Genomic DNA, 22,816 nt, shown 5'->3' on the forward strand with positions numbered 1-22,816 from the left:
GGCGTCAGCGGGCTGGCAGTGGCTGATCTGGCAATGCCAGCCAGTCGCTGCTGCGCCCCGCCTGGCGAACGCGTATCAGCCACTGGCCATTCTCGTGGCGCAATACCGCCCACGGCGCCGCGCCAGCGCTGCTGGCGGCTGCCATCTGCAAGTGGTAACGGTCTGGCAGCAAGTGGCGGCGTAAAGGTAACTGCCCGCCCATGAGCGCCAGGTACAGTTGATCTTCAGCCTGGTAGAGCCCCTGTTCGATGTTCAAAGGTGTGCCCGCCAGTGGCGCTTGCAGGTAGCAGTCCTGCAGCAGCTGCGTCAGGTCGGGCAGCCCGTCGTACCAGTGCACCGATGAGTCGATTACCCATTGCCCGTCGGCTCTGCGCTTGAGCGGCTGATGCAGGTAGGCATCCGGTTGGTCAGGGTCGATGGCCCGCCAGCGGTAGCCGTCGAAACTGACCTTGTAGTAGCGGTTGTCGTTGTCCTTGACGAAGTACAGCGACAGCCCGCCAAAGGCCGTGGGCTGCTCGTATACCCCTTCACCGTAGATGCCGTCTATGCGATAGCGCAGGTTGGTGCTGTCCGGTTGCGCCTGGAAGCGCGCGGGCAACGGCAATGGCGGTTGCTTTGGCATGCCACGCAGCGAACGGCGCAGCAGGCCAGAGCCTACATAACTGATCGCTGCATCATTGAGGTGGCTGAAGGCGTTGTAGGCGTGGCGCATCACCCCTTCCACATCCTCCTGCTTGAAGGCCTGCACGCCGTCCCAGATGTCGATGGCCATGCGGCCGATCGACAATGCCAACAGGGCTTGGTTGGGCAGCAGCAGGCTGATGAAGTCCACCAGGCGCCAGCTCAGCGCGATGATCGTTTGCGCATTCACTTCCTGGGTCGTCATGCTGTCGGCATCGGCCTGGGCGATCAGCGCCTGGACCTCGGCCCGGTAATAGACAAAAAACAGGTCATCGTTCACTGCAGGGGTTTTTACATGTGTGCCCAGGCGCCCCTTGTCCAGAAGGCGCTGCACCGTGGCTGCGGGTAGCAATGGCAGGCGCTGTGCAATGTACGCCTTCAGCCCGGGCTGCTGGCGCACAGTACGAAGCAGTTCGCGGGTGGTGCGAAAACGGCGCCATGCCCTGCGGTCCGGTGCATCCGGCGTATACAACACGCATGCCTGGGACTTGTAGGGGGTACTGTTGAGCAGCAGCACACCCTGCAGGGTGTGGCCCATGATGTTCAATTGTCGAACCGTGACCGGGTAGCCCGCCACCGGGGCGCGCAAGGTATTGTGCGGTTGATCCAGCACGGCGCACACCCAGTTGTAACCGTGCTCGAAAGGGTCTTCGCCGAAGTGCCCGGCGTAGCGTGCCTTGACTGCTTCTGCACGCATGCGCGCCAGGTTTACCCGGCTGTGTGCGGCCTGGCGCCACTTGCCGGTTCTGGAACCGATAAGTTGGGTATGCAGGTACATTGCGTAGCTGTCGCCCACGTTCAGTTCCCGGATCATGTTTTTCACATACTCCGCCGTTAGGCCAGGTGGTAAGGCACACCCTCGGGCATGGACCATGCGCGCGGTAAGCCAGTAGTCGGTGTCGAACCATGGCAGGTTCTTCAGCGCCAGCTGTTCGAGCGTGTTGCTTTCCTCGACCATTTCCACCATCTCATCGCCCACGCGCTGCATGCCGGCGTAAGTGACGTAGGAGGAGGTGGCGAAGGGATGCATGACAGCGCCGGTACGGCGGGCGCGGACGATACTCACCTGAATCTCGCCCGGATCCGCGTCGTACCCCAGGTCGTAGCTCAGGCGCTCGCGCAGGCGTGCATTGGCCCAGCTCAGCAGGCTGTTGCGTTGCTTGAAGTCGTTGAGGCTAAGCACGCCGGGGGCTGCAGCCCGCTCGGCAGTTGCCACCAGCTCCTGCATGGTCTGCATGATATGGCTCAGGCCTTGCGCGGAGGTATTGCGCAGCCAGTTCGGCAGGTTCTTTTCAAGCAGTTGCGAATAGCGCGTCTGCAGGATGGGTTTGGCGCCGACTTCGTGCCGAAGCGCCATGGCCCTGTTCAGCCGGGCGTGCTGGTCGGTTATGTCGACGCTCCATAACCCGGGATCACTCAACCGCTGGCGCTGGGCTTCGATCACACTGTCGACCTGAGCCTCCAGCAGGCTGTCGGCATACCAGTCATAGCGCAGGCGATGCGACCGGCGCGCGCGGTCTGCCTGTTCCTCAAGGTACAGGTGCAGCAGTGGCCGGCTCTGGAGCGGATCCTCCAGGCGTTCGCAGAGCTCTTTGTGCAGTGCGGCAAGGGAATCGAATGCTTCGATACCCTGTGACAGGCTGCACAGCAAGGCGCTGCCTGCGGCGTCTTCTGCCGTGAGCATGTGGCCCTCGACGGTACTGGCAACGATGACCAGAGTGCCTGGCAGGTAGCTGCGCCAGTTGGGCCGCCGGTCTTCCAGCAGTACGCGGTACACCTGTGGCCGTTCGGCCAGAGGCAAGTGCCTGCGTTGTGAGGGCAATGGCTTCTCCAGGCAGGTGCGCAAGAGTTCGGCTTGCCCGTTGCTCAAGGTCTGGTCGGCCACGCGCAATTCGATTTCGGCCAGCATCAGCGCCTTGCGCAGTATCAGCAATTGCTGCCTGGGCGTGTTGCCCTGTTCATCGGCTGTGGCCCAGAAACTGGCCAGCTCGCCGTGTAGCCAGGTGCGCGTGCCGGAGGTGATGGGTTGGTTGAGGGCGATGGTGGGGAGGCCGTCGAGCAGGTCACCGATGTGTCGGTCGATCTGTTCCAGGTGTTCGAGGGGGCGCATGGGGCTGATCCTTGGTTGAGGAAAACCCCATGCTTGGCAATACCCGCAACTGCGTGGTGGTAGCGGGCTAGCGCCGCCGACGCCAGAACAGCCCGCGCACGCTCAGCAGGGCTGGAAGGCCCAGGCCGGCCCAGGCCAGCACGTCCCAACCACCGTCCCCCAGCAGCGCGGCGAACAGGCCCACGAAGCCCAGCAGGGCAATCAACGCTGGCCAGGCGAAAAGGCGCACAGTGGATTGCGACTGGTGGCTCATGTCCGCGCCTCCCTGGGTTTGCGCTGCTTGCCCCACCACAAGTAGAGGCCGCTGCCGAGCACGATGAGGGTGAGCACATCCAGGACCGCCCACAGTATTTGCATCGGCCGCCCGCCGTAGTCGCCAAAATGCAGCGGCTGCGACAGGCCCATGGCGTCCATGTACCAAGGGCGATCGCCTACGGCAGTCACTGCCAGGGTACGGGCGTCGATCAGCACCGGCGTGAACAGGTGCGAGGTCAGATGGGTGGAGCCGTTCATGAACACCGCGTAGTGGTGCTCGCTGGAAAAGCGCGTGCCGGGGAAGGCAATGAAGTCCGGGCGCATGCCAGGGGCGGCCTGTTCGGCAATCTGCAGCAGGCGTGTGGCTGGCGCGCGGTCGGTGAGCGGCGGGGCATTGCGATACGGTGCGACCATGGTTGCCAGGCTGTCGTTGCGCCAGGCGGCGATGACCAGGTCGGACAGGGCACTGATCACACCGGTCACGCCCACTGTCAACGCCCACGCCAGCGTAACCACGCCGAGCAGGTTGTGCAGGTCGAGCCAGCGCAGGCGGCGGGATTTTTCGTGGCGCACGGTGCCGAACGCCAGGCGGCGCATGAACGGCGCATACAGCACGGTGCCGGAGACGATCGCGACGATGAACAGTATGCCCATGAAGGCCAGCAGCAGCTTGCCGGGCAGGCCGGCGAACATGTCCACGTGCAGGCGCAGCATGACCATCATGAAACCGCCATTGGCGGCCGGCATGGCCACTGCCTCGCCGGTACGGGCGTCGAGCATGAAGGTGTGCGACAGGTTGGGGTCGGTGCCCGCAGTGGCGGCGGTGATGGCGACCACGCCGTTGGGTTCGTCTTCGTCGTAGCCGAAGTACTGCATGACCTCGCCGGGGCGATGCTGTTCGGCTTTCACTACAAGCTGCTGCAGGTCGAGGTGCGGGGTGCCTGCTGGCATTTCGCGCAGCTCGGGGGCGTCGCCGAGCAGGTGTTCGAGTTCGTGGTGGAAGATCAGCGGCAGGCCGGTGAGTGCCAGCAGTAGCAGGAACAGGGTACAGACCAGGCTGCTCCAGGTGTGGACCACGGACCAGCGGCGGATGGTGGGGCTTTTCATCACGGTACCGATTTTGTCTGTTGGAACCTGGGGCCGCAAGGCGGCCCCCGCTCATTCAGAACTTGTAAGTGGCGCTGGCGACAACGCTGCGCTCATCGCCGTAGTAGCAGTAGTACCCGTCGCAAGTAGAGAGGTAATCCTTGTTCAGCAGGTTGGTGGCATTGACCGCCACCGAGGCGCCTTGCAGGCTGCTGTTCAGGCGACCCAGGTCGTAATGCACCGACGCGTCGAATACGGTGTAGGCCTTGGCTTTGCCCAGGTAGGTATTGGCCTGGTCACCGTAGGTGTTGCCGGTGTAACGCGCGCCCAGGCCGATGCCGAAGCCGTCGAGCACGCCCGAGTGCCAGGTGTAGTCGCCCCAGATGGACGCCTGCTGGTTCGGCATCAGCTGCAGGCGGTTGCCTTTGAAATCGCCGTCCTGCACCTCGGACTTGGCCAGGGTGTAGGCGGCAATCACCTTCAGGTTTTCGGTCACATCGGAAACCGCTTCCAGCTCAAGGCCGCGGACTTTCACTTCGCCGGTCTGGCTGGTGATGGTCACCCCACCAACGGTGTCGGTGACCGCGACGTTTTTCTGGGTCAGGTCATACACGGCTGCCGACAGCAGGGTGTTGGAGCCTGGCGGCTGGTACTTCACGCCCAGCTCCCACTGTTTGCCTTCGGTGGGTTTGAGCGGGTTCGTTGCCGACACACTGGCATTGCTGGAGGGCTGGAACGACTCGGCATACGACAGGTACGGCACGAAGCCCGAGTCGAACACATAGCTGATGGCTGCGTTGCCGCTGAACTTCTTGTCCCGCTGGGTACTGGTGGCATCGTCCTGGTTGAAGAACTTGGTGCCGGTATGCACCCAGTCCTCGCGACCGCCCAGCGTCAGGCGCCAGTTGCCGAGTGCCATCTGGTCCTGCACATACAGGCCGGTCTGACGGGTTTTCTGGTTGTAGTCATAAAACGCGGTCGAGCGATCCGGGCGGGTGATCGGCAGCCCGTAGACCGGGTTGTTGACGTTGCTGTCCGGCACGTTGAAGCCGAAGATCGACAGGTAGTTGGTATTGACGCGCTGGTGGTCCAGGCCGATCAGCAGGGTGTGGGTAATGTCACCGGTGGCGAAGTCGGCCTGGAAGTTGTTGTCCACCGCGAACTGGCTGATGTCTTCATCGGTATTGGTCGACATGCGGCTGACTGTGCCGTCGTCTTGCACCGGGCCGCCCGGCGAATAGTAACTGCCAGGGGTGATGGTCTGGAACGACAGGTCCGACTTGGTATAGCGCAGGTTCTGGCGGAACTGCCATACGTCGTTGATGCGGTGTTCGAAGGCGTAGCCCAGCGCGTAGTAAGTGCGGTCGTAGAACTCGTAATCCGGGTCACCCAGGTTCTTGTGGTGCGAGATCTTGCCGAACGGCATGTCGATCTTGGTGCCCTGGATGGGCCGGAACTGGCTGGTGGCGCCGGTATCGTCGCGGGTGAACTGGGTCAACAAGGTCAACGTCGTGTCTTCGTCGATGTTCCAGGTCAGGCTTGGCGCGATGTTGTAGCGCTTGTTGTTGATATGGTCGATTTGTGTGCCGCTGTCACGGATCACGCCGCTGACGCCGTACAGAAAGCGGCCGTCGTCGTCGATCTTGCCAGTGCTGGCGAAGTTGATCTGACGATGGTTGTCGCTGCCATATTGCAGCTCGATCTCATGGGCGCTTTCGGCCTGCGGGCGGCGGCTGACCATGTCGAGCAGGCCGCCGGGCGGGGTTTGGCCATAGATCGAGGAGGCCGGGCCACGCAGCAGGGCGAGGCGGTCGAGGTTCCAGGTTTCGGCTTTGGGGTTGGCGTACACGCCGCGTGGCAGCGGCAGGCCATCGAGGAACTGGGTGGGCTCGAAGCCGCGCACGCGCATCCAGTCATACCGCGTGTCGCTACCGAAACTGGCCGACACGATGCCCGGCATGTAGCGCACGGCGTCATCCAGGCTGTGCACGCCACGGTCTTTCATCTGCTCGCGGGTGGCAATGGAGATGGAGCGGGGGGCTTCCACCAGTGCGGTGTCGGTTTTGGTGCCAGCGGCGGTGCGTTTGGCCAGGTAACCCTCTACCGGCCCCCAGGCACTTTCAGAAACGCTGGCGGCGTTCACGGTGGTTTCTGGTAGCGCCAGGCTGCCATCCGGCACCGCCACCAGGCTGTAGCTGCCCACGGTGCTCTGTTGCAGTTGCAGGCCGGTACCGCGCAGGGCGGCTTGCAGGGCGCCAAGGCCGTCGTACTGGCCGCTCACCGCGGCCGAAGTGCGGCCGCTGACCAGTGCCGGGTCGATGGCCAAGGCGATGCCCGCCTGGCTGGCGATCTGGTTGAGGGTGGTGGCTAGCGGCGCGCTGGGCAGGTTGTAGGCGCGCGCAGTGGATGGCTCGGCGGCGAACAAGGCAGGGCTGGACAGCGGGGCAGCCAAGCCGATGGCCAGGGCCATGAGGCTGGGGCGCAGGATACGATCAACGGCACGGGACATGCGGCGGTTCCTCGACGGGTAAGTGCTTGCTGTTTCCTTGCCGAGCGAGATCTGAAAAGTGACAGGGCGAATCTGAAAAATATTGAGAATTATTTGGAGTGTGTAGTGGCCTGTTCGCGTGCAAGCCCGCGAACAGGGCAGTGAAGGTTTACTTGGGAACGACGTTCACCCACCACTGGGTATGCCGCTCGATCTTTACCGGCAAGGCCGGCACCAGCGACTCCAGCGCCAGGTTGGTGTCGGTCAGCGGGAAGCTGCCAGTCACGCGCAGGTCTGCGACTTGCTCGTCTACCCCGAGGTAGCCGCTGCGGTATTTGCCCAGCGCGGCCAGCAGTTCGCCCAGGCGCACGTTGTCCACCACCAGCATGCCACGGGTCCAGGCATCGGCCCCGACCGGTACTGCGCCGACCTGGCCGAGGCCGTTGGCGTTCATCAGCACTTGCTGGCCTTCACGCAGCACTTGTTCGTCGCCGCTGTTATGCGGCATGGCGGCGACCGAGGCTTGCAGCACTTCCAGGCGTGTACCGCCGGCTTCGCGGCGCACCAGGAAACGCGTGCCAAGGGGACGCAGGCGACCGTCGTCGGTGCGTACCAGCAGCGGGCGGGGGTCTTGGTGGCCGGTTTCGACCGAGATTTCGCCCTGATGCAGCACGATGACCCGCTGCTCGCCTGCGTAGTCGATGTCTACCGCGGTGTGGGTGTTCAGGCTCAGCAGTGTGCCGTCTTCCAGGCGCAAGGTCCGCAGCTCACCCGTGGCCGTGCGCTGGTCGGCCAGCCAGTAGCTGGGGGCCAGTGACGGTGCGCCGACCCAGGCCAGCAACGAACCGAGCAGGACCATGCTGGCCAGCCCGCTGCCAACTTTACCGATGCGTCGACGCAGGCCGGCGCGCGATTGCAGCAAAGCCTGGCGTGCCGGGCCGGCCGCAGCGCTGACGCGTTGGTCCATGGCGCCGAGCTGACGCCAGGCACGTGCGTGTTCTTCGCTGGCGGCATGCCAGCGCATGAACGCGTTGCGCTCATCCGGCGTGCCGCTGGCGTCGCCGAGGCTGAGTTTCCAGGCGATGGCGTCTTCCAGTACCTGGGACGAAACCGGTGCATTGCTCACGTCGGCTCCCCGTACAGGGCCACATAGCACTGGCGCATGCCTTGGGCGATGTACTGGCGCACCCGTGATACTGAAACGCCCAGGCGCTCTGCGATTTCGGCATGGCCCATGCCGTCCAGGCGGTTGTGCAGGAACGCTGCGCGGGCCTTGCTCGACAGCTTGCCGAGCAGGCGGTCGATGGCTTTGAGGTCTTCAAGGATAAGGTGCAGCGCTTCCGGTGAGGGGTGTTCGGCTTCCGGGATCAGTGCCAGCTCGGCGAGGTAGGCCTGTTCCAGTGCGGCGCGGCGGAAATGGTCGAACATCAGCCCCTTGGCCACGGCGGCCAGAAAGGCGCGGGGTTCGCGGGGCGTATCCAGCTGGTCACGGCCGAGCAGGCGCACGAAGGTGTCCTGGCTCAGGTCTTCGGCACGTTGGCGACAGGCCATGCTGCGTTGCAGCCAGGCGAGCAGCCAGCCACGGTGGTCGCGGTACAGCGCACCGACCAGATCGGCGTGTGGGCTCTGTGCAGAAGACAAGCAGCGTCCCCCCGGAACGAATGCATTAACTAACGATAATTATTCGCGATTGTTGCAGAGGGGAGGGGGTGGGTGCAATGGACGCTTATCGGATTGCCACCACTAGCCTGTGCCGGCCTCTTCGCGGGTAAACCCGCTCCCACAGGTACTCCACAGTATTCAAGGCTGTGAGATCCCTGTGGGAGCGGGCGTGCCCGCGAAGAGGCCAGCAAGGCCAATACAAAGCTAAAGGCCGTGACTCTGCACGTTACGCCTGCGCCACCCACGCAACCGCTGCTCCAGCTGCAACGGGCTGTCCAGTTGCTGGCGCCGGGCCTGGCTGAACAGGATCAGCGCCAGCTCTGCCGTCACCTGGGCATCGGCACTGGCATGGTGGCGTTCCTCCACCTGCAAACCAAACCGCGCCACCCAGTCATCCAGCCCGGCCTCGCGCAACACTGTGTCGGGGTTGAGCATCGGCGCCAGTTCGGCAACGTCGAGGAACGGTGACTGCAAGCGATACCCAAGGCTCTCTTTCAGCGCACGGGCCAGCATGCGCTGGTCGAATGGCGCATGAAACGCCAGCACCGGGCTGTCGCCAATGAAGTCGAGCAAATCGAGCAAGGCCTCGGCCGGGTCGCAACCGGCGGCCAGGGCGCTCGGGCCCAGGCCGTGGATCAGCACGCTGGCGTTGGTCTTCTGCAAAGGCCGGTGCAGGGTACGTTCGAACTGCTGGGCAAAATCGATGGCGCCATCTTCGATGGCCACTGCTCCAATCGACAGCACCTGGTCCCGGTTGGGGTTGAGCCCGCTGGTTTCCAGGTCCAGCACTACCCAGCGTTGTTCGCGCAGGGTACACACCCCCAGCGGCGTGGGCTTGGGTAACCGGGCCAGGCGCTGGCGTGTGCTGTGGTCCAGCTCGGGCGCGCTGGGGCGCAGCCACGCGAACAGGCTCATAACTGGTACCGCAAGGCCAGGCTGCTTTGCAGGCGCTGGGCCTGGCGCAGGGACTCGCGCAGGATGCGCCGGTCCAGGTGGTTGAGGCTGTCCGGGTCGAGCCGGTTGGAGTAGGGCAGGTTGTCGCGCGCCTGGCGTTGGTGCTGCTGCATGCGGGTTTGCTGAATGAAATGGTAAGCCTCTTCATAGGCCGCGCCGTCCAGTGGCTCGATCACGCCCTTGGCTACCAGCTGGCGCAGCCGTTCCAGGGTATTGCAAGCACCGACGCCATTGGCCAACGCCAGTAGACGGGCGCCGTCGACGAAGGGTGTCAGCCCCTGGACCTTGAGGTCGAGGGTAGCGGCCTTGTCGTTGCCCTGGCGGGTCAGCACGAATTCGCGCAGGCGGCCCACCGGTGGGCGCTGGCGCAGGGCATTGTCGGCCAGCATGCGCTGGAAGATGCGGTTGTCGGCCACCTGCTCCAGCAGGCCCTGGCGCAGTTGCTCGCAACCTTGCTCATCGCCCCACACCACCCGCAGGTCGAAGTAGATGCTCGAACCCAGCAGGTTCTCCGGGCTGGCCTCGCGCACAAAGCCGGCAAAGCGCCGTGCCCACTCGCTGCGCGACAGGCACAAGTCAGGGTTGCCCGCCATGACGTTGCCCTTGCACAAGGTAAAGCCGCACTGGGCCAGGCACTGGTTGATGTATTGCGCGAGCGGCAGCAGGCGGGCACGGATGGCGTCGGCTTCGGTACGGTCTAGCGCTTCGAAGAGGATGCCGTTGTCCTGGTCGGTGTGCAGGGTCTGCTCGCGGCGCCCCTCGCTGCCAAAGCACAACCAGCTGAACGGCACGCCCGGGTCGCCGCGCTCGGCCAGCGCCAGCTCGATCACCCGGCACACGGTGTGGTCGTTCAGCAGGGTGATTATCTGGGTGATCTGCGTGGACGATGCGCCGTGGGCGAGCATGCGCTCGACCAGTTGGCTGATTTCCCCACGCAGCGAGACCAGGGTGTCCAGCCGCGGCGCATGGCGGATGGTGCGCGCCAGGTGCACCAGGTCGACCCGTTGCAACGAGAACAGGTCACGCTCGGAAACCACACCGCACAGGCGCCGGTTTTCCACCAGGCACACATGGGCGATATGCCGCTCGGTCATGGCCATGGCCGCGTCGAAAGCGCTGGCCTGAGGGCTGAGGTAGAAGGGTTTGACTGTCATGTGCCGCTCGATGGGGGCGCCCAGGTCGGCATCCGCCGAGGCCACCACCTGGCGCAGGTCGCGCAGGGTGAAAATGCCGGTGGGGTAGCGCTGCGGGTCGACCACCACGATGCTGCCGACCTGCTGCTCGTGCATCAGCTGCACGGCTTCGCGCAAAGACATGTCGCCACTGCACACCACCGGATGACGCATGGCCAGTTCACCCAATGGCGTGTTCAGCGAGTACTGGGTGCCGAGGGTTTCCACGGCACGCTGTCGCACCTGCTGGTTGACCTGGTCGAGCAGGCTGCTGACTCCGCGCAGGGCAAAATCCCGAAACACTTCAGACATCGAGAACACGCGGATGAACGCGGCCTTGTTCAACTGCAGGCAGAAGGTATCTTCACCGGCCAGGTGCTCGGTGCGGGTGGCCCGCTCGCCCAGCAGGGCCGCCAGCGGGAAGCACTCGCCACTGGTGATTTCGAAGGTGGTTTCCACGCCAGGCTTGACCAGGTGCTGGCGCTCGCCAACCACGCGGCCCTGCTTGACGATGTAGAAGTGCTCGATCGGCCCGTCGGCAGGCTTGACGATGCTCTCGCCGCAGGCATAGAAGCGCAGCTGGCACTGCTCGACCAGGTAGGCCAGGTGGCTGTGCTCCATCTGGTTGAACGGCGGAAAGCGCTGCAGGAACTGCAGGGTGCCCTGAATGTTCTGCAGTACTGCTGTCCTGCCCGCCTGGCTGTAGGCGTCCTTTTTGCTCATGAAACTGACCGTATCGCTATGCCGAACTATATATATCTATATATAGGTGCCGGCCCTGTTGTTTTCTGCCTCCATGGTCGGCTTGCGGCGGGGTGGTGCCCATTGGACGTAAGTCTATGAAGGCCCCTGTCAAAGACCCGACGAAAGGCGAAACGGGTTACGCGAGTAATGTGGTCCTAAGGCTGAAGCGGAATTTTTTTGACGAGATGAGCATGCCTGAGCACACCGACATCTTGAGCGACGCCGAGCGTGAGGCATTGGCCGTGGTGAGTGCACCTGTGGCACCCAGGCCGTTGGTGCTGGTGGTGGATGACAACGCGGTTAACCGCGAGGCGCTGATCGTGTACCTGAAAAGCCGGGGCATCGATGCGGTGGGGGCGGACGGGGCAGAAGAAGCCAGGTTGTACCTGCATTACCAGCAACGGATTGCTTTGATGATCACCGATTTGCGCATGCAGCCAGAGGACGGTCTGGACCTGATCCGGCAGATTCGCGAGTCGGAGCGCGCAGCGTTGTCGATCATCGTGGTGTCGGGCGACACCGATGTGAAAGAGGCGGTGGACGTGATGCACCTGGGGGTGGTGGATTTCCTGCTCAAGCCGGTCGACCTGGGCAAGCTGCTGGAACTGGTGAAGAAAGAACTGAAAATAGAGTGATGCAGAAAGGGGCTGCTTTGCAGCCCATTCGCGGCACAAGGCCGCTCCTACAAGGGGCACGCGGTCCCCTGTAGGAGCGGCCTTGTGCCGCGAATGGGCCGCAAAGCGGCCCCTTGCGGTTTACAACCCGTTACGCGCCTTGAACTCGCGGCGACGGCGGTGCAGCACCGGCTCGGTATAGCCGTTCGGCTGTTTGCCACCTTCCACCACCAGCTCTACAGCCGCCTGGAACGCGATGTTGTCGTCGAAGTTCGGCGCCATCGGGCGGTACAGTGCGTCACTGGCGTTCTGCTGGTCGACCACCACGGCCATGCGCTTGAGGCTTTCCAGCACCTGCTCCTGGCTGACCACGCCATGGCGCAGCCAGTTGGCCAGCAGCTGGGCGGAAATGCGCAGGGTGGCACGGTCTTCCATGAGGCCGACGTTGTTGATGTCTGGCACCTTCGAACAACCCACACCCTGGTCGATCCAGCGCACCACGTAGCCGAGGATGCCCTGGGCGTTGTTGTCCAGCTCGTTGCGGATTTCTTCGTCCGACCAGTTGGTGTCGGCGGCCAGCGGGATGGCCAGGATGTCGTCCACCGATGCCGGGGTGCGCGAGGCCAGTTCACGCTGACGCGCCTGGACGTCCACCTTGTGGTAGTGCAGGGCGTGCAGGGTAGCGGCCGTCGGCGACGGTACCCAGGCGGTGTTGGCACCGGCCAGCGGGTGAGCGATCTTCTGCTCGAGCATGGCGGCCATCAGATCGGGCATGGCCCACATGCCCTTGCCGATTTGGGCACGCCCTTGCAGGCCGGTGGCCAGGCCAACGTCGACGTTGTTGTTCTCGTAGGCGCCGATCCACTTCTCGTTTTTCATGGCGCCCTTGCGCACCACGGCGCCGGCTTCCATCGAGGTGTGGATTTCGTCGCCTGTGCGGTCAAGGAAACCGGTGTTGATGAACGCCACGCGCTCGGCGGCTGCCTTGATGCAGGACTTGAGGTTGACCGTGGTACGGCGCTCCTCGTCCATGATGCCAACCTTGACGGTGTTGCGCGGCATGCCCAGCAGGTCTTCGACCTGACTGAAGATTTCCGCGGCGAAGGCGACTTCTTCCGGGCCGTGCATCTTCGGCTTGACGATGTACACGCTGCCGCTGCGGGTGTTCTTGCGGCTGGTGTTGCCGTTGAGGTTGTGCAGGGCGATCAGGTTGGTGAACAGGCCGTCCTGGATGCCTTCGGGGATCTCGTTGCCTTGGGCGTCGAGGATCGCCGGGTTGGTCATCAGGTGGCCAACGTTGCGCACGAACAGCAGCGAACGGCCATGCAGGGTCACGCTGCCGCCGTTGGGCGCGGCGTACTCGCGGTCCGGGTTCATGGTGCGGGTGAAGGTTTTACCACCCTTGGTCACGGTTTCGGCCAGGTCGCCTTTCATCAGACCCAGCCAGTTGCGGTAGACGATGACCTTGTCGTCGGCGTCGACGGCGGCAACCGAGTCTTCGCAGTCCATGATGGTGGTCAGCGCCGACTCCATCAGGATGTCTTTGACGCCAGCGGCGTCGGTGCTGCCAACCGGAGTGCTGGCATCAACCTGGATCTCGAAGTGCAGGCCGTTGTGCTTGAGCAGCACGGCGGTCGGTGCAGCAGCATCACCGTGGAAGCCGATGAGCTGGGCATCGTCACGCAGGCCGGTGTTGCTGCCGCCTTTGAGGGCAACAATCAGCTTGCCGCCTTCGACGCGGTAGCCGGTGGAGTCGACGTGCGAGCCGGCAGCCAGTGGCGCGGCTTCGTCGAGGAAGGCGCGGGCGAAGGCGATGACCTTGTCGCCACGGGCCTTGTTGTAACCCTGGCCTTTTTCGGCGCCGCCTTCATCGCTGATGGCGTCGGTGCCGTACAGGGCGTCATACAGCGAACCCCAGCGGGCGTTGGCGGCGTTCAGGGCGAAACGGGCGTTCATCACCGGAACAACCAGCTGCGGACCGGCCATGTGGGCGATTTCTTCGTCCACGTTCTGGGTGGTGGCCTGGAAATCGTCGGCTTGTGGCAGCAGGTAGCCGATTTCCTGGAGGAATGCTTTGTAGGCGACGGCGTCGTGGGCCTGGCCTTTGCGTGCCTGATGGTAGGCGTCGATCTTGGCTTGCAGCTCGTCGCGCTTGGCGAGCAGGGCTTTGTTCTTTGGAGCGAGGTCATTGATGATCTTCTCTGCACCCGCCCAGAACTGCTCGGCGACGATGCCGGTCCCGGGGATGGCTTCGTTGTTCACGAAGTCGTACAGGACCTTGGCGACCTGAAGGCCACCGACTTGAACGTATCCAGTCATTGCTTGCCTCACTCTGCTCAGCTATTTCGCTCTTCTGTATTAAGCCTGTAGCGCTTCTCTAAACACGGCACCAGTGCGTGCCCCCGGGTTGTACCGGGCGCGGCTGGGTGCGGCTTGCCAGACAGGCCGGCAGGCAGTGTGCGTATTTTCACAGGCGCCTTGGCAGACATCCAAACGACGTTTTGTAGTCCGCGCCACGGGATACTACATGAAGCAGTAGGCGGGGCAAAATCAGACTAAAAGCGCCGTTATGCGACCCGTTGGTCGCGTATGGTCACGCTGGGAGTGGGTATGTTCGCAAAAAACAGGTGGATTGTTCCAGATAAATCTTGAAACAGTACACGATTCGTTGTGCTGGCCGCCCTGCGGCAGGTTGCCGCGCCTTGCCTATACTGAGTCGATCCCCCGATTTACTGCCGCCGGGCGCGGTCCGACACGAGGAAGGGCTTGTGGATCATCTTGTACTGACTGTTATCGCCCCTGACAAGGCCGGCCAGGTCGAACGCATTGCCCAGTGCATCGCCGACCACAGTGGCAACTGGCTGGAAAGCCGCATGTCGCGCATGGCCGGGCAGTTTGCCGGCATCTTGCGGGTGGCGGTGCCGGCAGAGAATTATGCTGAACTGGTGGCGTCGTTGCAGGGGTTGGCGAGGTATGACATTCGGGTGCTGATTGCCGAGAGCGGTATTGAACCGTCGTGCACCTGGAAGCCGATTGCCATGGAGCTGGTGGGGAATGACCGGCCGGGGATCGTGCGCGACATTACCCGGTTGCTGGCGGATCTGGGCGTGAACCTTGAGCGGTTTACCACTGAGGTACGGCCGGCACCGATGAGCAGCGAACCACTGTTTCATGCAGATGCCTTGCTGGCGCTGCCGTTGACCCTTTCGCTGGATGAACTGCAGCAGAAGCTGGAGAGCCTGGCGGATGATTTGATGGTGGAGTTGAAGTTGCGGGCGGAGGATTGAGCCGACATTGCCGGGGGCCGCTTTGCGCCCCCTTGCGGTTATCCCGATATCACGGGGAAGGCCCTGTGGATAACCTGGGGGTGTAGCGCTCCAGCCCAGGTACCCTGTGCCTTGCACGGTTTTGATCAAAAAACGTCCAAGTTCCAGCCGCTTGTGCACAAAGCACGGGGACGAGGGTGTGGATAACCTTTGGAGATGTCGCTGCAGGCCACGAACCACGTGGCCTGCATGGTTTTGATCATTTAATGATCAGCTCCGCTTGCGCAAACTCAGCCACGCATCAACGCTGTAAATCGCCAGACCCGCCCAGATGAACATGAACGCCACTAAGGTGCTCGACGACAAATGTTCATCGAACAGCAGGACGGCCTGCAACAGCACCAAGGTGGGCGCCAGGTACTGCAGGAAGCCCAAGGTGGTATACGGCAGGTGCCTCGCCGCAGCGTTGAAGCACACCAGCGGTATCAGCGTCACCGGCCCGGCAGCCATCAACCACAAGGCTTCGCTGCTGGTGTAAAACGCCCCTTGGGCACTCATCGCCGCCGGGTGCAGCAGCAGCCAGCCAAGGGCCAGCGGCACCAGCATCCAGGTTTCCACCACCAGGCCCGGCAATGCCGCCACTGGCGCCTGTTTGCGAATCAGCCCGTAGAAGCCGAAGCTCAACGCCAGCACCAGCGACACCCAAGGCAGGCTGCCTACCTGCCACACCTGCTGTGCTACGCCTAAGGCGGCCATGCCCACCGCCAGCCATTGCAGGCGGCGCAGGCGCTCGCCAAGTATCAGCATGCCCAGCAACACGTTGATCAGCGGGTTGATGTAGTAACCCAGGCTGGCCTCGAGCATGCGGCCGTTGTTTACCGACCACACATAGGTCAGCCAGTTGCCGGCGATCAGTGCACCGCTCAGCGCCAGAATGCCCAGCCGGCGCGGGTTGTCACGCAGTTCGCGCCACCAGCCGGGGTGTTTCCACACCAGTAGCAGCAGCGAGCCGAACAGTGCCGACCAGAGCACCCGGTGGACAATGATCTCCACTGCCGGGACGTTCTGGATTGCCTTGAAGTAAATGGGGAACAGGCCCCAGATGATGTAGGCGCTCAGGCCCAATATGTACCCGCGACGCGGGTTTGCGGCGTGCATGCAGAATCCTTGCTTAGGTAGCTAAATATAGCGACCCCTATTGTAGACAGAGACGTCCCTACCTCTAGAACAATTTCAGGGGTGGCTCATCCAGCGCAGCCATCTGCTCGCGCAGCGCAAGAATCTGGTCGCCCCAGTAGCGTGGCTGGCCAAACCAGGGGAAGCTGGGCGGGAATGCCGGGTCGTCCCAGCGCCGCGCCAGCCAGGCGCTATAGTGCAGCTGGCGCAGGGCACGCAACGGCTCGATCAGGGCCAGTTCGCGCGGATCGAAATCGTGGAACTCGTTGTAACCGTCGATCAGTTCGGCCAGTTGCCCCAGGCGCTCCTCGCGGTTGCCCGCCAGCATCATCCACAGATCTTGCACTGCCGGGCCCATGCGGCAGTCGTCAAGGTCGACCATGTGGTACACCTCGTCTCGGTGCATCAGGTTGCCGGGGTGCAGGTCGCCGTGCAGGCGGATGAGCTGGTGCGGTGTGCGGGCGTAGATGTCCTCGACACGCTTGAGCACGTCGCGTGCTACGGACTCGAAGGCCGGCAACAGTTCGCGCGGGACAAAACCACCGTCCAGCAGGGTGTTCAGCGAGGCGTGGCCGAAGTTCTCCACAGCCAGGGCCTCACGGTGCTCGAATGGTTTGGTGGCGCCTACGGCATGCAGGCGGCCGAGCAACTGGCCAAGGCGGTAGAGCTGGTCGAGGTTGCCCGGCTCCGGAGCGTGGCCGCCGCGGCGCGGGAACAGAGTGAAACGGAAGCCCTGGTGCTCGAACAAGGTGCGGCCGTCGTGCTGCATCGGCGCAACCACAGGCACCTCGCAGTCGGCGAGTTCGGCGGTGAAGCTGTGTTCTTCGAGGATCGCCGCATCGGTCCAGCGGTCTGGGCGATAGAACTTGGCGATCAGCGGCTGAGCGTCTTCAATGCCCACCTGATAGACGCGGTTCTCGTAGCTGTTCAGTGCCAGCACCCGGGCGTCGCTGAGAAAGCCGATACTTTCCACTGCGTCCAGGACCAGGTCGGGGGTGAGGGTGTCGAAGGGGTGGGACATGGTGACTCCGGAGGGTAAGCAGCGTGGGGCCATGGTAACGCGTTATGCCTGTACCGGCCTCTTCGCGGCTAAAGCCGCTCCCACAGGTTTTGTGCACATGTCTCAGGCGGCGCGTTCCCTGTGGGAGCGGGTTTACCCGCGAACCGCGCTGAAGCGCGGCCAGGCTATGCAGGAACCCCGATCAACACATAGGACGGATGAAACTGCACCTGCACCGCACTGCCCGCCGCCACCGGCTGCCCAGCCAACCAGTGCGCCTCGGCAATGGCACACAATGTCTGCCCATTGCCCAACGCCAGCCGGAGCTCACTGGGCCCGTCATCCCCTGCCAGCACCTCTTCCACCGTTGCGTTCAAGCAGTTGCTGCCCGCTTCGGGTGCTTCCCCCTCCGCCAGCAACCGTACCCATCCCGCCTTGAGCAGCGCCACCACCATCGTCCCCAGTGTCAGCTCCAGCCGCGCGGTGCTGTCGTGGGTGATCAGCGCATCAATCTCCAGCCCGCCGCCTAATGCCAGGCTGACGCGATCATATCGGCCTTCACGACGCAGGCCGCTGACCTGGCCCTGCAGCTGGTTACGCGCACTGGTGCGCAGCATCAGGCGCCCGAGCAGGTCGAGGTCGCTGGATTCTTCGGCGGCTTCAAGCATTTGCGCCTGCAGTGTCTGCAGCCGTTGATACAGGCGCAGCACCCGCTCGCCTTCCGGCGACAAGCGCGCACCACCACCGCCACGGCCACCGGTGCTGCGCTCGACCAACGGCTGGCTGGCCAGGTTGTTGAGCTCGTCGATGGCATCCCAGGCAGCCTTGTAGCTGATACCCGCTGCCTTCGCTGCGCGGGTGATCGAGCCTTGCTCGGCAATGTGCTGCAGCAGTGCGATGCGCTGGGGGCGGCGGGCGATGTGCTGGGTGAGAAGCGTGGGTAGGGGCATGGGCGTTCGGTCGTTATAGTCAGAATGGATAGTGTGCAGGAGCGGCGATCCGCGCCTGGTCAGATATACCCCGGCTTGGGCGTACGTGCCAGGCAATACACATCCACCCGCCGCGCGCCTGCCCTGCGTAGTGCCTGGGCAATAGCTTGGGCAGTGGCACCGGTGGTCAATACATCATCGACGATGGCGACATGCTTGCCTTCCAGTTCACGGGTTACAGCAAACGCCTGACGCAAATTGTGCCGCCGTGCCTTGGCGTCCAGACGTTGCTGTGCCGGTGTCTCGCGCGTGCGCGCCAGTATTCGCTCATCGCAATTTACCCCCAATTGCGACCCCAGCCACCGCCCAAGCATTCCTGCCTGGTTGAACCCACGCTCGCGCAGTCGACGCTTGGCCAGGGGTACAGGCAACAGCAGGTCAGGACGGGGCAGCCCTTCGGCAAAGCGATGCATTAGCCCATGCCCCAACAATTCAGCCATCAGCCGGCCCAGAGGCCACTGACGGTTGTGCTTGAAGCGGCTGACCAACGTGTCCACCGGAAAACCGAAATGCCACAGCGCAACGACCTTATCGAAGGCCGGCAAGCGACGGGAACACTGGGCGCAGGTCAGGCCGGCCATGGGCAAGGGCAAGGCACAACGCAGGCAGTGGTCACCCAGCCATGGCAGTTCCTGCTCGCAGGCGATGCACAACGGGTAGTGCTGCTCGGCAGGCTCATCGCACAATAAACACGATTGATTAATAAGTGAGCACTTGTAAACCAGTCTTTTCCAGTGTGGTTGACAGTTCATGGGCCTTCCGTAACTATGCGAGCTATCCGTGATGCGCTTGTGGGCTTTCCTGTCCCGGCGCCAGCTTCAGCCTAAACAAGGAAACGCCGATGAGCGCCAGCACAACTGCAACAACACGTCACGACTGGTCCCTGGCCGAGGTCAAGGCGCTGTTCCAGCAACCGTTCAATGACTTGCTGTTCCAGGCGCAAACCGTGCACCGCGCGCATTTCGACCCTAACCGGGTGCAGGTGTCGACCCTGCTGTCGATCAAGACCGGCGCCTGCCCGGAAGATTGCAAATATTGTCCACAGTCCGGCCACTACAACACCGGGCTGGAAAAACAGAAGCTGATGGAAGTGCAGAAGGTGCTGGAAGAGGCTGCCCGCGCCAAAGCCATCGGTTCTACCCGCTTCTGCATGGGCGCGGCGTGGAAGCACCCGTCGGCCAAAGACATGCCCTACGTGCTGGAAATGGTCAAAGGCGTGAAGGCCATGGGCCTGGAAACCTGCATGACCTTGGGCAAGCTCGACGAGGAGCAGACCCGGGCCCTGGCCCAGGCCGGCCTGGACTACTACAACCACAACCTCGACACCTCACCGGAGTTCTACGGCAGCATCATCACCACCCGCACCTATAGCGAGCGCCTGCAGACCCTGGCTTATGTGCGCGATGCGGGGATGAAGATCTGCTCTGGCGGCATCCTGGGCATGGGCGAGTCGCTGGACGACCGCGCCGGCCTGCTGATTCAGCTGGCCAACCTGCCCGAGCACCCGGAGTCGGTGCCGATCAACATGCTGGTCAAGGTTGCCGGCACGCCGCTGGCCGAAGAAGAGGACGTCGACCCGTTCGACTTTATTCGCATGCTGGCCGTCGCCCGCCTGCTGATGCCCAAGTCGCACGTGCGCCTGTCCGCCGGCCGCGAGCAGATGAACGAGCAAATGCAGGCCTTGGCGTTCATGGCTGGCGCCAACTCGATCTTCTACGGCGAAAAACTGCTGACCACTGCCAACCCACAGGCCGACAAAGACATGCAATTGTTCGCACGCCTGGGCATCAAGCCAGAAGCGCGTGAGGAGCATGCCGACGAAGTGCATCAGGCGGCCATCGAGCAGGCGTTGGTCGAACAGCGCAGCAGCGAGATGTTCTACAACGCTGCATCGGCCTGATATGGCCTTCGACCTGGCGGCGCGCCTGGCCGAACGGCGCGCCGCAGACCTGTATCGGCAGCGGCCACTGCTGGAGAGCCCGCAAGGGCCCGAAGTGGTGGTCGACGGCCAGCGGCTGCTGGCCTTCTGCAGCAATGACTACCTGGGCCTGGCCAACCACCCTGAGGTGATCGCCGCCTGGCAGGCCGGCGCCGAGCGCTGGGGTGTGGGGGGAGGGGCCTCGCATTTGGTGGTGGGCCACAGTACGCCGCACCACCAGGTTGAAGAGGCGCTGGCCGAACTGACTGGGCGCCCGCGTGCGTTGTTGTTCTCCACGGGCTACATGGCCAACCTGGGCGCCATCACCGCGCTGGTGGGGCAGGGCGATACGGTGTTGCAAGACCGCCTGAACCACGCCTCGCTGCTGGATGGCGGGCTGCTCAGCGGTGCACGCTTCAACCGCTACCTTCACAACGACCCGGCCAGCCTGGCAAGCCGCCTGGAGAAGGCCGTTGGCAATACGCTGGTTGTGACCGATGGCGTGTTCAGCATGGACGGCGACGTGGCCGACCTGCCGGCGCTGGCCAAGGTCGCACGCGCCCGCGGTGCCTGGCTGATGGTCGACGATGCCCATGGCCTGGGCACCCTCGGCGCACAGGGCGGCGGCATCGTCGAGCACTTCGGCCTGGGCCTGGAAGATGTGCCGGTGCTGATCGGTACGCTGGGCAAGGCTTGCGGTACGGCTGGCGCTTTTGTTGCCGGCAGCGAAGCGTTGATCGAGACACTGGTGCAGTTCGCCCGCCCCTACATCTACACCACCAGCCAGCCACCTGCGCTGGCCTGCGCCACGCTCAAGAGCCTGGAGCTGCTGCGCCGTGACACCTGGCGTCGCGAGCACCTGACAGCGTTGATTCGCCAGTTCCGCGAAGGTGCGCAGCAGATCGGGCTGGCGTTGATGCACAGCCCGACGCCGATCCAGCCGATCATGATTGGCGACAGCGCACAGGCCCTGCGCCTGTCGCGTATGTTGCGCGAGCGCGGCTTGCTGGTGACCGCCATCCGCCCGCCCACCGTACCGGCCGGCAGCGCACGCCTGCGGGTAACCCTGAGCGCCGCGCACAGCGAGGCGCAGGTGCAGCTATTGTTGAATGCATTGGCCGAGTGTTATCCACAACTGGAGAACGCCGATGCGTAATCGTCTTGTACTGCTGCCCGGCTGGGGGCTGGGTACTGCTTCACTGGAGCCGCTGGCGGCCAGCCTGCGCGCCCAGGATACCCGCCTGCAGGTAGAGCTGATGCCACTGCCGGAATTGGACCACAGCGATGTGCAGGGTTGGGTGGATCACCTGGACCGCAAGCTGCCCAGCAATGTCTGGCTGGGCGGCTGGTCGCTCGGTGGCATGCTGGCCAGCGCGCTGGCGAAACAGCGCGGCGATTACTGCTGTGGCCTGCTGACCCTGGCCAGCAACCCCAGTTTCGTCGCCCGGCCAGACTGGCCCCATGGCATGCCCGAAGACACCTTCGGCACCTTCCTCGATGGCTGCCGCAGCCATACACAGGTGACCCTCAAACGCTTCCGTACCTTATGCAGTGATGGCGCCCTGCAGCCGCGCACGTTGCTACGCCAACTGGGAGTTGGTGTGCCGGACACCGACCCGCTGTACCTGGGCACCGGCCTTGAGGTGCTGGCCAAGCTGGACACCCGCGAAGCACTGCAGGCCTATGGCGGCCCGCAATTGCACCTGTTCGCAGGCAGCGATGCATTGGTGCCGGCAGAGGCAGCGACGGCGTTGAGCGAGCTGCTGCCTGATGTGGAAGTGGGCCTGGTCGAAGACAGTTCCCACGCGTTCCTGCTGGAGTACCCACAGGAGTTGGCGGCGGGCATCAAGAGTTTCCTGCATGAGAGTGGCGATGACTGACCTTTCCCGTCCGACCCTGCCCGGCGCATTGCCCGACAAACGCCAGGTGGCGGCTTCGTTCTCCCGCGCTGCGGCCAGCTACGATAGCGTGGCAGCCTTGCAGCGCGCTGTCGGTTTGAACCTGCTGGAGCAGTTGCCAGCAGGCATGCAGCCGTCGCACTGGCTGGACCTGGGCAGTGGCACTGGCCATTTCAGCCGAAAGCTGGCCGAGCGTTTCGCACAGGCCAGCGGTGTGGCAGTGGACATCGCCGAAGGCATGCTGCGCCACGCCCGGCATGAACAGGGTGGGGCGCGCTACTACGTGGCCGGTGACGCCGAGCGTTTGCCGCTGCGAGATGCCAGTGTCGACCTTGTGTTCTCCAGCCTGGCCGTGCAGTGGTGCGACCAGTTCGCCAGTGTGCTGGCCGAGGCGTTGCGGGTACTGCGCCCGGGAGGCGTAATGGCCTTCAGCAGCCTGTGCGTGGGGACATTGGGCGAATTGCGTGCCAGCTGGCAGGCGGTGGACGGCCTGGTGCATGTGAACCGCTTCCGCCGGTTTGAAGATTACCAGCGCCTGTGTGCCGACAGTGGCTTTGAACAACTTGGGCTGCAGCGCTGCCCGCATGTGCTGCACTACCCGGATGTACGCAGCCTGACCCATGAACTGAAGGCGCTGGGCGCACACAACCTCAACCCGGGTCGCCCCTCAGGCCTCACCGGCCGCGCCCGCATGCAGGGCCTGTTGCAGGCCTATGAGGCATTTCGCCAGCCCGAGGGGCTGCCAGCCACCTATCAGGTGGTCTATGGTGTGTTGCGCAAGCCACAGGCGTAAGGGGAGCGAG

19 protein-coding genes are annotated in these 22,816 nt (G+C 63.7%); 6 read left to right on the plus strand and 13 right to left on the minus strand.

What is annotated here, in order from left to right; genetic code table 11:
* Positions 1 to 4: 4 nt before the first annotated feature.
* The 8 genes from ACK1VC_RS11515 to ACK1VC_RS11550 form a co-directional block, all read right to left on the minus strand.
* A complete protein-coding gene (locus ACK1VC_RS11515) occupies positions 5 to 2,791 on the minus strand; it encodes a dermonecrotic toxin domain-containing protein (protein WP_191087188.1) in 2,787 nt (928 codons plus the stop codon).
* Between the two features lie 67 nt (positions 2,792 to 2,858).
* Positions 2,859 to 3,044 (minus strand): hypothetical protein, encoded by a 186-nt coding sequence (locus tag ACK1VC_RS11520; RefSeq protein WP_016484563.1) that lies wholly within the window; start codon positions 3,042 to 3,044, stop codon positions 2,859 to 2,861.
* Positions 3,041 to 4,153: a PepSY-associated TM helix domain-containing protein gene (locus ACK1VC_RS11525; RefSeq protein WP_016484564.1), complete on the minus strand. Its 1,113-nt coding sequence runs from the start codon at positions 4,151 to 4,153 to the stop codon at positions 3,041 to 3,043. Before ACK1VC_RS11525 ends, ACK1VC_RS11520 begins: the two co-directional genes overlap by 4 nt.
* A 55-nt stretch (positions 4,154 to 4,208) precedes the next feature.
* Positions 4,209 to 6,641 carry a TonB-dependent siderophore receptor gene (locus ACK1VC_RS11530; RefSeq protein WP_191087189.1) on the minus strand — a complete coding sequence of 811 codons (2,433 nt, stop codon included), beginning with the start codon at positions 6,639 to 6,641 and terminating at the stop codon, positions 4,209 to 4,211.
* A gap of 148 nt (positions 6,642 to 6,789) precedes the next feature.
* A complete protein-coding gene (locus ACK1VC_RS11535) occupies positions 6,790 to 7,746 on the minus strand; it encodes a FecR domain-containing protein (RefSeq protein ID WP_016484566.1) in 957 nt (318 codons plus the stop codon).
* Complete coding sequence (locus ACK1VC_RS11540) at positions 7,743 to 8,261, minus strand: RNA polymerase sigma factor (protein WP_016484567.1); 519 nt, start codon at positions 8,259 to 8,261, stop codon at positions 7,743 to 7,745. Before ACK1VC_RS11540 ends, ACK1VC_RS11535 begins: the two co-directional genes overlap by 4 nt.
* Positions 8,262 to 8,486: 225 nt before the next feature.
* The gene (locus ACK1VC_RS11545; protein ID WP_016484568.1) at positions 8,487 to 9,197 is read right to left on the minus strand and encodes a 3'-5' exonuclease; all 711 of its coding nucleotides are present in this window, start codon (positions 9,195 to 9,197) and stop codon (positions 8,487 to 8,489) included.
* Positions 9,194 to 11,131, minus strand: a complete 1,938-nt coding sequence (locus ACK1VC_RS11550) for a DUF294 nucleotidyltransferase-like domain-containing protein (protein WP_197884245.1) — start codon at positions 11,129 to 11,131, stop codon at positions 9,194 to 9,196. Before ACK1VC_RS11550 ends, ACK1VC_RS11545 begins: the two co-directional genes overlap by 4 nt.
* A 116-nt stretch (positions 11,132 to 11,247) precedes the next feature.
* Here ACK1VC_RS11550 and ACK1VC_RS11555 point away from each other — a divergent pair, with 116 nt between their 5' ends.
* Positions 11,248 to 11,787, plus strand: a complete 540-nt coding sequence (locus tag ACK1VC_RS11555) for a response regulator (protein ID WP_060517998.1) — start codon at positions 11,248 to 11,250, stop codon at positions 11,785 to 11,787.
* Between the two features lie 120 nt (positions 11,788 to 11,907).
* On the opposite strand, the gene ACK1VC_RS11560 is transcribed toward ACK1VC_RS11555, so the two are convergent.
* On the minus strand, positions 11,908 to 14,085 hold the full coding sequence (locus ACK1VC_RS11560; RefSeq protein WP_096425482.1) for a malate synthase G: 2,178 nt from the start codon (positions 14,083 to 14,085) through the stop codon (positions 11,908 to 11,910).
* Between the two features lie 449 nt (positions 14,086 to 14,534).
* Here ACK1VC_RS11560 and ACK1VC_RS11565 point away from each other — a divergent pair, with 449 nt between their 5' ends.
* A complete protein-coding gene (locus ACK1VC_RS11565) occupies positions 14,535 to 15,053 on the plus strand; it encodes a glycine cleavage system protein R (protein WP_016484572.1) in 519 nt (172 codons plus the stop codon).
* Positions 15,054 to 15,302: 249 nt separating this feature from the next.
* Here the strand turns inward: ACK1VC_RS11565 and rarD are convergent, their stop codons facing one another.
* From rarD to ACK1VC_RS11585, 4 genes are all read right to left on the minus strand, one after another.
* Positions 15,303 to 16,190 carry an EamA family transporter RarD gene (rarD, locus tag ACK1VC_RS11570; protein WP_096425483.1) on the minus strand — a complete coding sequence of 296 codons (888 nt, stop codon included), beginning with the start codon at positions 16,188 to 16,190 and terminating at the stop codon, positions 15,303 to 15,305.
* Between the two features lie 64 nt (positions 16,191 to 16,254).
* A complete protein-coding gene (locus tag ACK1VC_RS11575; protein ID WP_191087191.1) occupies positions 16,255 to 17,229 on the minus strand; it encodes a serine/threonine protein kinase in 975 nt (324 codons plus the stop codon).
* A gap of 164 nt (positions 17,230 to 17,393) precedes the next feature.
* A complete protein-coding gene (locus ACK1VC_RS11580) occupies positions 17,394 to 18,158 on the minus strand; it encodes a TOBE domain-containing protein (protein WP_191087192.1) in 765 nt (254 codons plus the stop codon).
* A 59-nt stretch (positions 18,159 to 18,217) separates the two neighbouring features.
* The gene (locus ACK1VC_RS11585; RefSeq protein WP_096425484.1) at positions 18,218 to 18,949 is read right to left on the minus strand and encodes a ComF family protein; all 732 of its coding nucleotides are present in this window, start codon (positions 18,947 to 18,949) and stop codon (positions 18,218 to 18,220) included.
* An 89-nt stretch (positions 18,950 to 19,038) separates the two neighbouring features.
* On the opposite strand from ACK1VC_RS11585, the gene bioB reads away from it, so the two are divergent.
* Genes bioB through bioC form a run of 4 tightly spaced genes read left to right on the plus strand, consistent with a single transcriptional unit; the run spans position 19,039 to position 22,806 of the window.
* A complete protein-coding gene (gene bioB / locus ACK1VC_RS11590; RefSeq protein ID WP_016484577.1) occupies positions 19,039 to 20,097 on the plus strand; it encodes a biotin synthase BioB in 1,059 nt (352 codons plus the stop codon).
* Between the two features lies 1 nt (position 20,098).
* Positions 20,099 to 21,271 carry an 8-amino-7-oxononanoate synthase gene (bioF, locus tag ACK1VC_RS11595; RefSeq protein WP_096425485.1) on the plus strand — a complete coding sequence of 391 codons (1,173 nt, stop codon included), beginning with the start codon at positions 20,099 to 20,101 and terminating at the stop codon, positions 21,269 to 21,271.
* Complete coding sequence (locus ACK1VC_RS11600) at positions 21,264 to 21,995, plus strand: alpha/beta fold hydrolase (protein WP_016484579.1); 732 nt, start codon at positions 21,264 to 21,266, stop codon at positions 21,993 to 21,995. Before bioF ends, ACK1VC_RS11600 begins: the two co-directional genes overlap by 8 nt.
* On the plus strand, positions 21,988 to 22,806 hold the full coding sequence (gene bioC / locus ACK1VC_RS11605) for a malonyl-ACP O-methyltransferase BioC (protein WP_191087193.1): 819 nt from the start codon (positions 21,988 to 21,990) through the stop codon (positions 22,804 to 22,806). The genes ACK1VC_RS11600 and bioC overlap by 8 nt, the downstream gene beginning before the upstream one ends.
* The last annotated feature ends 10 nt before the right edge of the window (positions 22,807 to 22,816 follow it).

The sequence above is a fragment of the Pseudomonas sp. XP2 genome, assembly GCF_053557975.1.